The following is a 13,500-nucleotide window of genomic DNA, read 5'->3' on the forward strand; positions in this document are numbered from 1 at the left end:
TTCGCCGCCGATATTCCCTATTCGCAGTGCTTGGGAGCGGGTTTGACATCGACCGGAGTGGTCTGCCCATCCGCGCCCACCCGATTGACGACCAGCACACAGACCGAATTGCGGAAGTCGATGTTCAAAGCGACTTCATAATCAGAGTCAGCTTGCGGTACAAAGCTGGAGGCAAACGACGGAGCGCATTCCCACCCCGGATGAAAACTATGAAAACCTGGCGTTTGACTCCAAACTGCAGGCGAGCCGGCAGCAGCCTCCAACACAACAGGCTTACCCGCTTCCAGGGCATATTCCTTGTAGTACGGCTTGGAGCCGATCATCTTACGATTGCCGATATTCTTTGTATTGGGCGTTTCTGGAATTCCGATTCCTTCATTCTTTACAGCGCCGAACAAGGAACCAAAGGCATTGCCCAGCGATCCAGAGACACGGATTTTTTCACCATACTTGGCGGTGCACACGGCATCCTTGTATAGCACTAGGCCTACACCATTCTGCCCAAACAAGCGGATGCGCGCACCCGCGTCATTTACGCTTGGTGTCGCCTGCTCTTCTGCAAAGACAGACATCGTGCAAGCGCCGCTTAGCAACACGACCACCAACTTACCCGTTATTTTCAAAAAAACCTTCTCCATTTGTGTTGATTTTTCAAATACATTTCGACTCATCAGCAAAGAAAGATATTCGCCGATGCAAAGATACTCTTGGCGATTCCCTCTTCAGGCCGGCATCTTTAAGGATGCTGCTCAACGTACCGGAACCACATCATTGCCCGGCATGCCGACCACTGTCACGCGGCACGGGTAAACGAGGTACTTTAACTGGGGATGGCTTCCAATCCGGCCGACTTGCTACCAGCCTGCGTCATTGAGGCATTGCAGCACATCGCGGATGTTCGGGAGCATGTTCGCGCTCCTTGCGAATGCGGGAGCGGCTAGCGGAAGAGCGCTCTCTTCTATTTCAAGCACCCTCTCCCGCCTGGGCAGGAGAGGGGTCACACGTGATTACATCGCGGGTCGGTCAAACCCCAACCGGATTCGCCTTCTCAGGATCGATCTTGTAGTGCTTGATCGCCTTCGCCACGTCCTTGCCGGTCATCTTGCCTTCCTTCGCCAGCGCCGCAATGGCCGCATGCGCGATGTAGTACCGATCGACCTCGAAGAACCGACGCAGGTTGGCGCGGGTATCGCTCCGACCAAAACCGTCGGTACCCAGCACGGTGTAGTGCATCGGCACGAAGGCGCGGATCTGGTCGGCAAAGCCGCGTACGTAGTCGGTGGCGGCAATGGCCGGACCTTGACGGCCTTCCAGCAGTTCGGTGACGTAGGGCTTGCGCTGTGCGGCCTCCGGATGCAGGCGGTTCCAGCGCTCAGCGTCGAAGCCGTCGCGGCGCAGTTCGTTGAAGCTGGGGCAGGACCAAATATCGGCGGTGACGCCGAAGTCCTTTTCCAGTAGCTCCGCAGCGGCGATGGCTTCGCGCAGGATGGTGCCCGAGCCCAGCAGTTGCACGCGCAGTTCGCCCTTCTTGAGCTTGCCGGCGTCCTTGAGCAAGTACATGCCCTTGATGATGCCCTGCTCCGCGCCCGCCGGCATGTCCGGGTGGGCGTAGTTCTCGTTCATCAGGGTGATGTAGTAGTACTCGTCCACCTGCTCTTGCATCATCTGGTGGATGCCGTGCTGCATGACCACCGTAACTTCGAAGCCGAAGGTCGGGTCGTAGCTGCGCACGTTGGGAATCGAGCCTGCGATGAGCTGGCTGAAGCCGTCTTCGTGCTGCAACCCTTCGCCATTGAGCGTGGTGCGACCGGCGGTGCCGCCGAGCAGGAAGCCGCGGGTGCGCATGTCCGCCGCCTGCCAGGCGATGTCGCCCACGCGCTGGAAGCCGAACATGGAGTAGTAGATGTAGAACGGCAGCATCGGTACGTTGCTGACCGAGTAGCTGGTGCCGGCGGCCATCCACGAGGAGATCGCGCCCGGCTCGCTGATGCCTTGTTGCAGCACCTGACCGGACTGGTCTTCGCGGTAGAACATCAACTGATCCGCGTCCACCGGCTTGTACTTCTGGCCGAACGGAGCGTAGATGCCGATCTGCCGGAACATGCCTTCCATGCCGAAGGTGCGCGCTTCGTCGGCCACGATCGGCACGATGCGCGGGCCCAGTTCCTTATCGCGCAGGGCGATGTTGAGGCTCTGCACGAACGCCATGGTGGTGGAGTAGGTGCGCTCGCCGCTGTCCTTGAGCAGGCGCTCGAACTTGTCCAGGCCCGGTGCGGGGATGGACAGGCTGGCCTTGCGACGACGCTGCGGCAGGTAGCCGCCGAGCGCGGCGCGGCGCTGCTGCAGATACTGCACTTCCGGCGAATCCGGGCCGGGATGGTAGAACGGCACCTGTTCGGCGTCGGCCAGTTGTTTGTCGCTGAGCGGGATGTTGAAGCGGTCGCGGAACGCGCGCACGGCATCGTCGTCCAGCTTCTTGGTCTGGTGGGTCGGGTTCAGCGCTTCGCCGGCCGAGCCCATGCCGTAGCCCTTGACCGTCTTGGCCAGGATCACGGTGGGCATGCCCTTGGTGTTCACCGCCTGGTGGTAGGCGGCGTAGACCTTGTGCGGATCGTGGCCGCCACGGTTCAAGCGCCAGATGTCCTCGTCGGACAGACCAGCGACCATGGCGGCGGTCTCCGGGTACTTACCGAAGAAATTGGCGCGGGTATAGGCGCCGCCGAAGGCCTTGCAGTTCTGGTACTCGCCGTCGACGGTTTCCATCATCAGCTTTTTGAGGACGCCGTTGGTGTCCTTGGCCAGCAGGGCATCCCAATAGCCGCCCCACAGCAGCTTGATGACATTCCAGCCGCCACCGCGGAACACGCCTTCCAACTCTTGAATGATCTTGCCGTTGCCGCGCACCGGGCCGTCCAGGCGCTGCAGGTTGCAGTTGACCACGAAGATCAGGTTGTCCAGGCCCTCGCGGCCGGCCAGGGCGATGGCGCCCAGGGTCTCGGGTTCGTCACTCTCGCCGTCGCCGATGAAGCACCACACCTTGCGGTCGGATTTTTCGATCAGGCCGCGGTGTTCCAGATACTTCATGAACTGCGCCTGGTAGATGGCGCTGAGCGGGCCCAGGCCCATCGACACGGTGGGGGTCTGCCAGAAGTCCGGCATCAGCCACGGGTGCGGATAGGAGGAGATACCCTGCCCGCCGACTTCCATGCGGAAGTTGTTGAGCTGGTCTTCGCTGATGCGGCCTTCGAGGAAGGCGCGGGAATAGATGCCCGGGGAGCTGTGACCCTGGATGTAGAGCAAGTCGCCGGGATGCTGCTCCGAAGGCGCACGCCAGAAGTGGTTGAAGCCCACGTCGTACAGGGTGGCGCTGGAGGCGAAGGAGGCGATATGGCCGCCCAAATCGCCCGGCTTGCGGTTGGCGCGCACCACGGTGGCCATCGCGTTCCAGCGGATGATCGAGCGGATCTTCCACTCGATGGCCGCATCGCCGGGGCTCTTGGCCTCGTTGGCGGGCGAGATGGTGTTGACGTACTCGGTGGTCGGCGAGAACGGCAGATAGGCACCGGAACGACGGGTCAGTTCGACCATGTCCTCCAGCAATTGATGCGCGCGCTCGGGGCCTGCGACATCGATGACGGCCTTGAGCGATTCGATCCACTCCTGGGTTTCAGTGGGATTCGGATCGTTCTGCAGCACCTCGTTCAACCAATTCATAACGCTCCCGTAGGTCGCACGCACGCGCGCGATGGCTGTGTTCTCTTGAAGCCTCCAAGTGTAGCGCAACCGCTCGCCCGCACCTCGTACGCCAGCGTATGGATGGCGTGCGCTGTCACATTGGCCCGGGGACACGCGCCAGGCCAAACACGCCGGACAGAGGCAGCTAGGCTTATGATCGCCCCCCCGGCCCCTGCGGAGCGCCGCCATCGCCGCCTTATCGCCAATACAGGACGCCTCTGCGGTCGCCTGGCGGCACAGCTTGCGCACGCGGCTATTGCTGTGGGTCAGCCTATTGCAGGTGGCGCTGCTGCTCGGCTTAGCCCTGCTGTTCTACCTGGGCGCGCGTCAGGTGATGGTGGGTAACGCGCGTGAGGAAGTCGCCGGACTGACCCAGCAGACCGCGCGCAGTCTGGAGGCCACACTCGGCTCGGTGCAGGTGAGCGGGCGCACGCTGGCCGCCGCTGCCGCCGGCGTGGGGCGGCAACCCTTCAACCTGCGCAGCCTGTTGCAGGGCACCTTGCAAGGCGACCCCGACATCGCCGGCACACTGTTGGTGATCGAGCCCGGCACGCTGAAAGGCGACGACCGCGGTTTCGCCTGGCGGCTACAGCGCACGCGCGACCGCGTGCTGGAACAGCCTGTCACGACAGCAGAACTGGACGATCAACGCACGCCATGGTACCGACGCACGCTGACGGCAACGGCACCGTGGTGGTCTGAACCATATCGCGATGCCTTGACTGGCGACCTATTACTCACCAGCTACAACTTGCCACTGCGGCTGCCGGGCGATGGTGCGCAAGCGCGGGCGATCGGCATGGTCCGTGTGGAGGTGCCGCTGCAACGACTACAAGCCATCGTCGCCAAACTGCCGGCCAAGGCCGGATTGCAACCGATGCTGTTATCGCCGGATGGGCTGTTCGTGCTGCATGCGGACCCGACACTGCATTTTCACCGCATTCTGGAAGCGCACGCGGTGCAGACCCGGCCGGACCTCTCGCCGCTGGCCGCAGCGGTGCAGACACACAGGCCGGTACATTTCGTCCACACCGCGCCCGACGGTCAGCGCTATCTGACCGAAAGCGCGGCGGTCGGCGACACCGGCTGGACCTTCGCATTGAGCGTGTCCGAGCGCTACATCCTGGCCGGACTCAACCGCATCGCACTGTGGGGCGGGCTGGTCGGCGCCACCGCGTTGGCACTGTGGCTGTGGCTGCTGCACCGCTATACCGCGCGACTGGTCGGGCCACTGGAGGACCTGACCGACTCGGCGGTGCATTTGAGCCAAGGCGCGTTCGACTACCCATTGGGCCACATCGAACGGCAGGACGAAGTGGGGGTGATGGCGCGCGCCTTCGACAGCGCACGCACCTCGATCAAACAACAATTGCAGGAAATCGCCACGCTGGCGCAAGCGCGGCAGCGCATGCAGAGCGAGCTATCGATCGCGCGCGACATCCAGCACGCCATGCTGCCGGCCGGGCGCACCTTCGTCAGCGCACACAAACACCTGGAAACCTACGCACTACTGGAACCGGCCACGATGGTCGGCGGCGATTTTTACCAGTTCGTCGAGACCGAACCGGGGCTGCTGTGGTTCGTGGTCGGCGACGTCTCGGACAAGGGCGTGCCGGCAGCGCTGTTCATGGCCAGGGCGATCACGGTACTGGAGGTCGCCGCGCGCCGACACACGCGGCCGGACGCGATCCTGATCGCGGCCTCGCAGCGGCTGGTGGAAGGCAACGAACCATGCATGTTCGCCACCGTGCTATGCGGGCTGATCAACGTGCATAGCGGCGACTACTGGCTCGCCAGTGCTGGCCACGAACCGCCACTGCTGCTCGATGCCGATGGTCATGCACAGATACTGTCGTTGGAATCGGGTCCGCCGCTGGGCTTGGAGCCGCAGGAGCGCTACCCGGTGCTGCAAGGGCGTCTGGCCGCCGGTGCCACCCTGCTGAGCTACACCGACGGCATCACCGAAGCGATGGACGCGCAGGATCGACCTTACGGCGAGGCACGGCTATTGGCCGCACTGCAATCCGATGCCGATGCGCAAGCGCAGTGCCTGGCGGTGCTGGCCGATGTGCAGGCGTTCACCGAACCGGCCGCACAGTCCGACGACATCACCCTGCTGGCGATTCGGCTACGCCAGGGCTCGGCCGAGGAGACGACAGCATGAAACAACGGCTGTACATGACACCGGCACTGGACAGCCTGGCGCAACTGACCGACAGCGTGGAAACCACGCTGCTACACCACGGCGTGCGCACCGATCACGTACAGCGCGCCCGACTGATCGTGGAGGAGCTGGCCTGCAACACACTCGAACATGGTCATCTGCGCCGCGAGCAGACACCGATGGAGCTGATCCTGCAACTGGAAGGCGCCGAGTTAGTGTTGGAATTCCACGACAACGGCCCCGCTTTCGACCCACGCAGCACGCCGCTACCGGACCTGGACGCGGACATCGCCGAGCGCCCGATCGGCGGGCTGGGCCTGTACATGGTCAAGCAACTGGCCGACCGCATCGACTACCACCACGACGCTGGCCACAACGTCGTGCGCATTACCTTACTGCACCCTTTCGACCCTTCCCCCCAGGAGTTTCCCGCATGACCACGTTGAGCCTGCAGATCGACCCGGCGCAGGACAAGCGCCAGCGCATCACCCTGAGCGGGCGTCTGGACACCCACACCTACCAGACCCTGGACGATGCCCTGGCACCGTTGCTCGCCACGCCCATCACCACCCTGGTGCTGGACCTATCGCAACTGGACTACATCAGCAGCGCCGGCATCCGCTCGATTTTCAAAGCGCGCAAAATGCTGGCCGCGCGCGAGGGCCAGGTGCTGGTGGTCAACCCCGCACCGCAAATCCGCAAGGTTTTCGACCTGGTCAAGGCGGTGCCATTGAACGAGATATTCACCTCGCTACAGGAACTGGACGCCTACCTGGACGAAATGCAGCGGCGCGTGCTGGAGCAAGGCGAGGGCTGAGCGCAAGGATATCGCCCGCGAGAATGCTCGGAGAAAGCGGCGTGGCTACATGCACTGCCGCCTGAGTAGACATGCATTGAATTTGCGATGCGGTCCGCGCCACAGAGTTCGGAAAGCCGATATTTTCCGACCGACTCATCACAAGGCATGCGAAGAGGCGGCTGCGCAAATGGACAAAGCATTTCACGAGATAGACCCGCGCGGCATCACGCTGAATCCTGACGGATCAATTCACTTCGCCAACCATCGTTTGCGGGCGGCAGCGATTTCCTCAGCAACGCAAGAAGCCATTCGCCCCATGAGCGAGAATGCGGGGAAATGCACCAACTCCGGCACATGCACCGCGACCAACTATACGTGCAACAACAGCGGTAACTGCCAAAGTTCATCCAATGTCGGCGCTTGCAGCGGTTCGCCCAGCCCGCAACCCGGCAACGGATGAGCAAGACGATGCTCAGTGAAACCATCGTCGCCGAGGCGCTCTCCCCACGCATCTTCTCACTCATCCTGCTTCCCACGGAGAAGTGCAATTTCCGCTGTACGTATTGCTACGAGGACTTCGCAACAGGGCGCATGCGACCCAAGGTCGTCGAGGGCATCAAGGCCTTGATCTCCAAGCGCGTACCGTCTCTGGACCGACTGAATATTTCCTGGTTCGGCGGCGAACCACTGCTGGCCCGCGAGGTCGTGATGGACGTCGGCCAGCATGCACACGCGGCATGCACACAACACGGCGTGGCATTCAATGCGGGCTTCACCACCAACGGCTACCTGCTGGAACCGGACTTGCTGCAACGACTCGTCACATTGCGCCATCGCGAATTCCAGATCACCCTGGATGGCGATGCCGACTGGCACGACAAAACCCGCATCACCGCCAACAAGGGCGGCACATTCCAGAAAATATGGTCCAACCTCATCGCCTATCGCGCACTGCCGTCGGACTTCGCCATTTCGTTGCGCCTGCACTTGCATCAAGACAATATCGATTCGGTCAAGCGGCTCTATACCAAGCTACATCGCGCACTATTGGACGACTCCCGGTTTTCGGTCTATTTCCACAAGGTCTCCAATCTCAACCCAAGCAGCAAGATCGAAGAAACCGTGTTGCCGCGCGAGCGTTACCTGGAAGCGATCGCCTACATCACCGACAATGCCAATCGCACGAAAAACAGCGAACGCCCTATCTCCGAAGAGCATCTGGATGGCTACATCTGCTACGCGGCCAAGCCCAATTCCCTGATGATTCGCGCCAATGGCCGGATCGGTAAATGCACCGTCGCCCTCAACGACGACCGCAACGATCTCGGGGAACTCCATGCCGATGGCACCATCGAGATTGCAAACGATAAGCTGCGCTTGTGGATGAATGGCTTTTCGAATCTATCCGAACAATCGTTGGGTTGCCCGCTCTCGAGCTTGGCAACTCGATGAAGTGAATCGACATGCCACGATTTGTATCGACCCAGATCAAGATATCCCTGGGGAAGAATGATGCATGTACACATGACAGGTAGACCACCATGACAACCCACAGCAACGACAGCCGCCGCAACTTCCTTCTCGGCAGCGCCGCCACGGCGATCGCCGCGATCGTGCCTGTAGCAACGGCCGCGGTGGTCAATACCGTCGCCACGCAGGCACCTGCACACGGCCGCGCACTTGCCCAGACGCAGACCTTCATGATGCAGGTGCTCGGCGACCTGCGCCAACCATCGACCGACCTGCAACTTGCCCCCGGCCAACTCTCCGAGCCGATCGCACTCGCGGGCAATGGCACCTATCGGGTGAAGATCAGCCCCACCGACATCACCACGCGCTTCGGGCCGATCTACAAACTGGTCCTGGCCGATGCACACGGCACACCGCTGGAAGAGATGAATATCGGCAGCGACACCACCGCAACCTTCACCCGCCACGGCGTGCAGGTCTACGCGCTGTCGATTGAGCAGGCGCTGTAACGCAGCTACCGCCGCGTCTGTGGTTGCACCTGAAAACGCAAACGCCCGCTGTTCGGCGGGCGTTTGCGTTGCGAAAGTCCGGCGCCAGCGTAGCGGCGCCTCGTCCATGCGTCGGCTTACTTCGCTTCCTGCAACGCCTCGGTGGTGATGCGGATCTTGACCTCGTCGCTGACGTTGGGGACGTAGGCGCTCAGACCGAAATCGCTACGCTTGACCGTGGTGGTGGCGTCGAAGCCCAGCGCCTGCACCTTGTGCATCGGATGCGGACCGGCACCGTTGAGCGTCACCGCCAGCACTACCGGTTTGGTCGTGCCCTTGATGGTCAGCTCGCCGGCCACGTTCAACTTGTTGGCACCAGCCGCAGTGACCTTGGTGCTCTTGAAAGTGGCAGTGGGAAACTTGGCCGCGTCGAAGAAATCGGCGCTCTTCAGGTGTTCGTCGAGTTTGGCGCTGAAGGTACTCAGACCCGACAGCGGCAGGGTCACCTTGACGCTGGATTTGCTTACGTCCTGGGCGTTGTAAATCAACGTACCGTCGACGTCGCCAAAGTTCGCAGACGGATTGGAAAAGCCGAAGTGACTCCACTGCACCAACACGTCAGTGTGTGCAGGATCCAGTTTGTAAGTACCGGAAACACCTTTCAATACAGCAGCGGCGGCAGGCGCGGCGAAGGCGGTGCTGACGGGTTGAGTGACGAGGACGGCCAGAGATAGGGCAAGCGGAAGCAGGAAATTACGAGTCTTCATGGAGAGGCTCTACTTGGTTGAGACGATGGATAGAATTGCGGCAGGCAGTCTGCGACCGCCTGGATCATCACCAGGCCACATTTACGCGATACGTGCGGCCTCGTCGAAACTCAGTCGTGGCAAGCGCGGGTGCAGACCCTTGGAATCGCCATAACCGAGGTTGACCAGGAAGTTGGACTTGATCGTGGTGCCGGCGAAGAACGCCGCATCGACCTTGGCATTGTCGAAACCGGACATCGGGCCGGCATCCAGGCCCAACGCACGCGCAGCCAGGATGAGATAAGCACCCTGCAACGAACCGTTGCGGAACGCACCTTCGCTGCGACTTTCGCGCGGGCCGTCGAACCAGCTCTTGGCGTCGGTATGCGGGAACAGGTAGGGCAGCTTTTCGTGGAAGTCTTCGTCGTGTGCCACGATCACCGTCACCGGCGCGGCCATGGTCTTGGTCACGTTGCCTTCGGACAGCGTCGACTTGAGCTTTTCCTTGCCCTGCGGCGAGGTCACGAACACGAACCGTGCCGGACTACCGTTGGCGGCGGTCGGCCCCCACTTCATCAAGTCGTACAGGGCACGCAAGGTGACTTCATCGACTGGCTTGTCCAGAAACGCGTTGTGGGTGCGGGCGGTGCGGAACAACTGATCAAGGGCAGCGGCGTGCAAGACGTCGGACATGCGAGAAACTCCTATATTGACAAAAGCGCGAGATGACTCGTGAGGAGCCATGCCGAGGCGATGGTAGCCAGTGTAGAGTGAGACAATTGTGGCAGCAGCCAGTGGCAATGCAATGGATTACTACCAAAGGTGAAACGATTGGATCTGTGTTGGGCGCTGAGCGACGGGCGTGCCGGTAACGCTCGCCAGGCAGAAGCCTTGGCCCTGGCACTGGTCGCACACCCGGCACAACCGGCGCAGACGCTCGTGTTGCAGCCGCAGCCGCCATGGCGCTGGCTGGCGCCGCGCCAGCTCCCCGGCGCGAAACGCGCCTACGGCCAGAGTTTTGCCGATCTGCTGCGTCACCCACCAGCGCTTGCAATCGGCTGCGGACGCCAAGCCGCACTGGCCACACGCCTGTTGCGCACGCGCGGCAGCCAAGTGGTACAGGTGCTGGACCCTCGCCTGCCGACGCGGCATTGGGACATAGTAGTCGTGCCGCAGCACGACCGACTGCGTGGCGACAATGTCCTCACCCTGCTCGGCAGCTTGCACCCCATCGACGATGGCTGGCTGGCGCAGGGACGCGCGGCATTTCCTGCATTGGGGATGTTACCTTCACCGCGCACCGGCTTGCTGATCGGCGGTCCGTCGAGCCTGGCCGCGTGGAGCGGTGCACAGGCCAGCGCCGCCTTCGAGGTGATCGCTGCGGACTTGCGCGCAACCGGCGGCAGCATTCTGGCCAGCACCTCGCGGCGCACACCAGCGGAGGTCGCCATCGCGTTGCGGCGTCTGTTTGCCGATTTACCGGGGATAATCTGGTGCGATGAGCACGACGGTGCGAATCCCTATGCCGGCATTCTTGGCTGGGCCGAACGCCTCATCTGCACGCCGGACTCGGTGAACCTGCTATCGGAGGCGTGTGCGACGCGCGCACCGGTGCGCGTACTGATGCCCGAACTGGCACGCGACCGGGCCCAGGCGTTCCACCGCGCACTACGCGAACGCGGACGGCTCGCCAACCTGCACGATGCCGACGACACTGCGGCCGCCGGCATCGAACCACTGCGCGAGACCGAACGCATCGCAGCGCGGATTCGCGAGCATCTGCAACTGCGCTGAGCGGGGCAACCCCGCGCATCTCTGCCCACGTCGCCGCTGCGACGTGGGCAGATGCGTTGACACGCCAACCTCAGGGATTGCTGGGAGAGCGCGGCACGCCCGCCGGAGCCGCGTCCATCGCACCGATCAGCAGGCGTACATCCGGAGTCCCCAGACCCACCGTGTAGTTGTATTTGCCCTGGAGCGGCACATCGTTGCTGACCACGCCGTTGTAACCGGCAATGTCGCGGTGGAACGCTTGCGGATAATTGGCCGCCAGCCGGTACAGGTAGAGATTGAGATTTCCCTGGCGGCCCTGCTTCTCCACCAGCAGCGCCGCGACGCTGGCGAACTCGGGGGCGGCGACGCTGGTGCCGAGGGTCGCATAGAATTCACCGTTGTAGGCTGACATTACCCCACTGGCGTACGGCTTGCGGCCTTCCTGGCACGGCTGCGTCGCAATATCCGGACAACCACCAACCAACATCCCGACATCGGGCAACAGCCGCATCTTGTCGGAACCGCCGCCCAGCGCGCGCGATTGATAGACCGGACGTTTGAAGATCGTACTGACGCCTCCACCAGCCCCCCAGTAACCACCGGACAACATCGCGCCCGCATTGTAAGGATCATAGGGGGTCAAGGGATCGGCATAAGCGGTCTCACGCAGGTAGCTGGAGTCCGCACTACCCTTCTTGTAGGCAGTGAACAGATTGCCGCCACCGACCGCGGTCACGTGCGGATCGACTGCGGGATGTTCAACGCCGACCACAAAGCGACCGTCTTTGCCATCGACCGCGTAATTGGTATCCGCACAGCCCAAGCCTGCATTGTCGCCGCTGGAGGCGATAAAGGTGATGCCCTGCGCGTTGCCCTGCCGGAACAGCGCATCGTAAATACGGTAGACAGCGGTGAGGTCTTTGCCGCCGTTGTAGGCTGGGGTGCTGTACAACTCGCAACCACTGAACGAAACACTGACCACATCCGCCTCGTTGTCCTGCACGATCTGCCGGTAACCGGCGAGAATCGATTGGTCAGTGAGTTCAGGCATCACATACAAGATGACATGCGCGCCCGGCGCACCGGACAGGGCCATTTCCACATCCAGCGCCGCCTCGCTCCCTGCGCCACCTTCCTGGTTGATGCCTGGCTTGGCACCGGCAACATAACGACGTGCGTACAACTTGGGATTGACATTGCCGGCAGCATGGCGGCTGAATTTTTCTTCGTTGAACAACAGGTCCAAGTCCGAGTCCAGCACGTCGCTGGCAACCAAGATGGCGATGGTCGTCCCCGTCCCGTCGAGGCGTTGGTGATGGCCAGCCGGACCGATCATCGCCTGGTAGGACGGATAGTCATAGGCCTGCTTCAGATCGTTGTAAGCATAGATACCGGTAGGACCACTGCGGTTATCCGGATCGATCTTCTGCAGTTGCCTGGAGTTCACATGATACGGCGGCAGGCCGCGCTCCAGGCCGGTGATAACGGCACCGCTATCGCGCAGGGCCGCCGGCAATTGCAAGGGGCTGGCAGCAGCGAGGCGAACCTGCTTGCCCGCTTGCAGATCAACAGTCAAAGGTGCGGCGAACAGACGTTCGACATTGTTCGCGCTGGCGCTGACGTGCAAGGTCGCGCCCTGCTGGGTGACGGTCATATGCGCGCCCTCCAGAGCAGCGCGGGCCTTCGCCACTTGCGCCGGCGTCGGGCCGAAGCGGCGCGCGAACTCGTCAGACTTCAACCAATGATGGTATTGGGGCGATTGCGGGTCCTCTATGTCAGCCAGCAACGCATCCAGACCTGCCTCATCGCGCAACGGCAGATGCACATCGAAGTTGACCGGTGCAACGCGCAACGCGCTGGTCAGCGCGTCCAGGTCAGCGTTCTGGAGCGCGCCGTTCTGGGCCGCTTGGGCACCACTGCACATGAGCATGGCAGCGGACAGCACGGTGGTCAGCAACCGCCGGTGAGGCATACGATCAATCATGGGGGATCTCTCCATTGGGTAGCGCAGGTGAACGATGCATCACTGCATCGCGACAGGGGACACAAGCCAGGCACGACAGACGCAACCTGGCACAAATTTCACTTAAAACAGGGGATTAGGAATTGCTTGGCCGATGACGGGACAAAACCATCGCCATTGCGCTTGCTTCGATCCACCACGAATAGGCACCGAATCTTTATATGGTTACCCGCTTATTGCATTCCAAACTTTGACACTATTCGAAATTTGCGATTTTGGAAAGAAAACCCTCCACTGTTCGAACGATGAAACGCTGCGCATCAACGCCATCGCACAGGCGCATCGTGGCTCATGATCCATGG

Annotated in this window: 12 protein-coding genes; 7 read left to right on the forward strand and 5 right to left on the reverse strand. The window is 61.9% G+C overall.

Annotated features, from left to right (window positions below):
- Positions 1-17: 17 nt before the first annotated feature.
- Together XANALMUS060_RS06130 and aceE are read right to left on the reverse strand one after the other, a co-directional pair.
- Entirely contained in the window at positions 18-638 is a 621-nt protein-coding gene (locus XANALMUS060_RS06130; RefSeq protein WP_045737634.1) for a hypothetical protein, read from the reverse strand.
- Positions 639-1,023: 385 nt separating this feature from the next.
- Complete coding sequence (aceE, locus tag XANALMUS060_RS06135; RefSeq protein WP_045737635.1) at positions 1,024-3,714, reverse strand: pyruvate dehydrogenase (acetyl-transferring), homodimeric type; 2,691 nt, start codon at positions 3,712-3,714, stop codon at positions 1,024-1,026.
- A 193-nt stretch (positions 3,715-3,907) separates the two neighbouring features.
- Between aceE and XANALMUS060_RS06140 the strand changes: the two genes are divergently transcribed.
- The 6 genes from XANALMUS060_RS06140 to XANALMUS060_RS06160 all read left to right on the forward strand — a co-directional run bounded on the left by XANALMUS060_RS06140 (position 3,908) and on the right by XANALMUS060_RS06160 (position 8,677).
- Positions 3,908-5,899: a SpoIIE family protein phosphatase gene (locus XANALMUS060_RS06140; RefSeq protein WP_045737636.1), complete on the forward strand. Its 1,992-nt coding sequence runs from the start codon at positions 3,908-3,910 to the stop codon at positions 5,897-5,899.
- Positions 5,896-6,336 carry an ATP-binding protein gene (locus tag XANALMUS060_RS06145; protein ID WP_045737637.1) on the forward strand — a complete coding sequence of 147 codons (441 nt, stop codon included), beginning with the start codon at positions 5,896-5,898 and terminating at the stop codon, positions 6,334-6,336. The genes XANALMUS060_RS06140 and XANALMUS060_RS06145 overlap by 4 nt, the downstream gene beginning before the upstream one ends.
- Complete coding sequence (locus XANALMUS060_RS06150) at positions 6,333-6,716, forward strand: STAS domain-containing protein (protein WP_045737638.1); 384 nt, start codon at positions 6,333-6,335, stop codon at positions 6,714-6,716. The genes XANALMUS060_RS06145 and XANALMUS060_RS06150 overlap by 4 nt, the downstream gene beginning before the upstream one ends.
- Before the next feature lie 169 nt (positions 6,717-6,885).
- Positions 6,886-7,158 (forward strand): hypothetical protein, encoded by a 273-nt coding sequence (locus tag XANALMUS060_RS19675; RefSeq protein ID WP_152640410.1) that lies wholly within the window; start codon positions 6,886-6,888, stop codon positions 7,156-7,158.
- Complete coding sequence (locus XANALMUS060_RS06155) at positions 7,155-8,150, forward strand: radical SAM protein (RefSeq protein ID WP_045737639.1); 996 nt, start codon at positions 7,155-7,157, stop codon at positions 8,148-8,150. The genes XANALMUS060_RS19675 and XANALMUS060_RS06155 overlap by 4 nt, the downstream gene beginning before the upstream one ends.
- 89 nt (positions 8,151-8,239) lie before the next feature.
- Positions 8,240-8,677 carry a hypothetical protein gene (locus tag XANALMUS060_RS06160; RefSeq protein ID WP_082064947.1) on the forward strand — a complete coding sequence of 146 codons (438 nt, stop codon included), beginning with the start codon at positions 8,240-8,242 and terminating at the stop codon, positions 8,675-8,677.
- Between the two features lie 116 nt (positions 8,678-8,793).
- Here the strand turns inward: XANALMUS060_RS06160 and XANALMUS060_RS06165 are convergent, their stop codons facing one another.
- Positions 8,794-9,423 carry a YceI family protein gene (locus XANALMUS060_RS06165; RefSeq protein WP_052688111.1) on the reverse strand — a complete coding sequence of 210 codons (630 nt, stop codon included), beginning with the start codon at positions 9,421-9,423 and terminating at the stop codon, positions 8,794-8,796.
- An 81-nt stretch (positions 9,424-9,504) separates the two neighbouring features.
- Positions 9,505-10,095, reverse strand: coding sequence for a malonic semialdehyde reductase (locus XANALMUS060_RS06170; RefSeq protein WP_045737640.1), 591 nt, complete (start codon positions 10,093-10,095; stop codon positions 9,505-9,507).
- A gap of 129 nt (positions 10,096-10,224) precedes the next feature.
- Between XANALMUS060_RS06170 and XANALMUS060_RS06175 the strand changes: the two genes are divergently transcribed.
- Positions 10,225-11,196, forward strand: a complete 972-nt coding sequence (locus XANALMUS060_RS06175; protein WP_082064948.1) for a mitochondrial fission ELM1 family protein — start codon at positions 10,225-10,227, stop codon at positions 11,194-11,196.
- A 70-nt stretch (positions 11,197-11,266) separates the two neighbouring features.
- On the opposite strand, the gene XANALMUS060_RS06180 is transcribed toward XANALMUS060_RS06175, so the two are convergent.
- The gene (locus XANALMUS060_RS06180) at positions 11,267-13,159 is read right to left on the reverse strand and encodes a S53 family peptidase (RefSeq protein ID WP_045737642.1); all 1,893 of its coding nucleotides are present in this window, start codon (positions 13,157-13,159) and stop codon (positions 11,267-11,269) included.
- Positions 13,160-13,500 lie beyond the last annotated feature (341 nt).

The sequence above is a fragment of the Xanthomonas sp. MUS 060 genome (assembly GCF_000963215.1).
Classification (GTDB): Bacteria; Pseudomonadota; Gammaproteobacteria; order Xanthomonadales; family Xanthomonadaceae; genus Xanthomonas_A.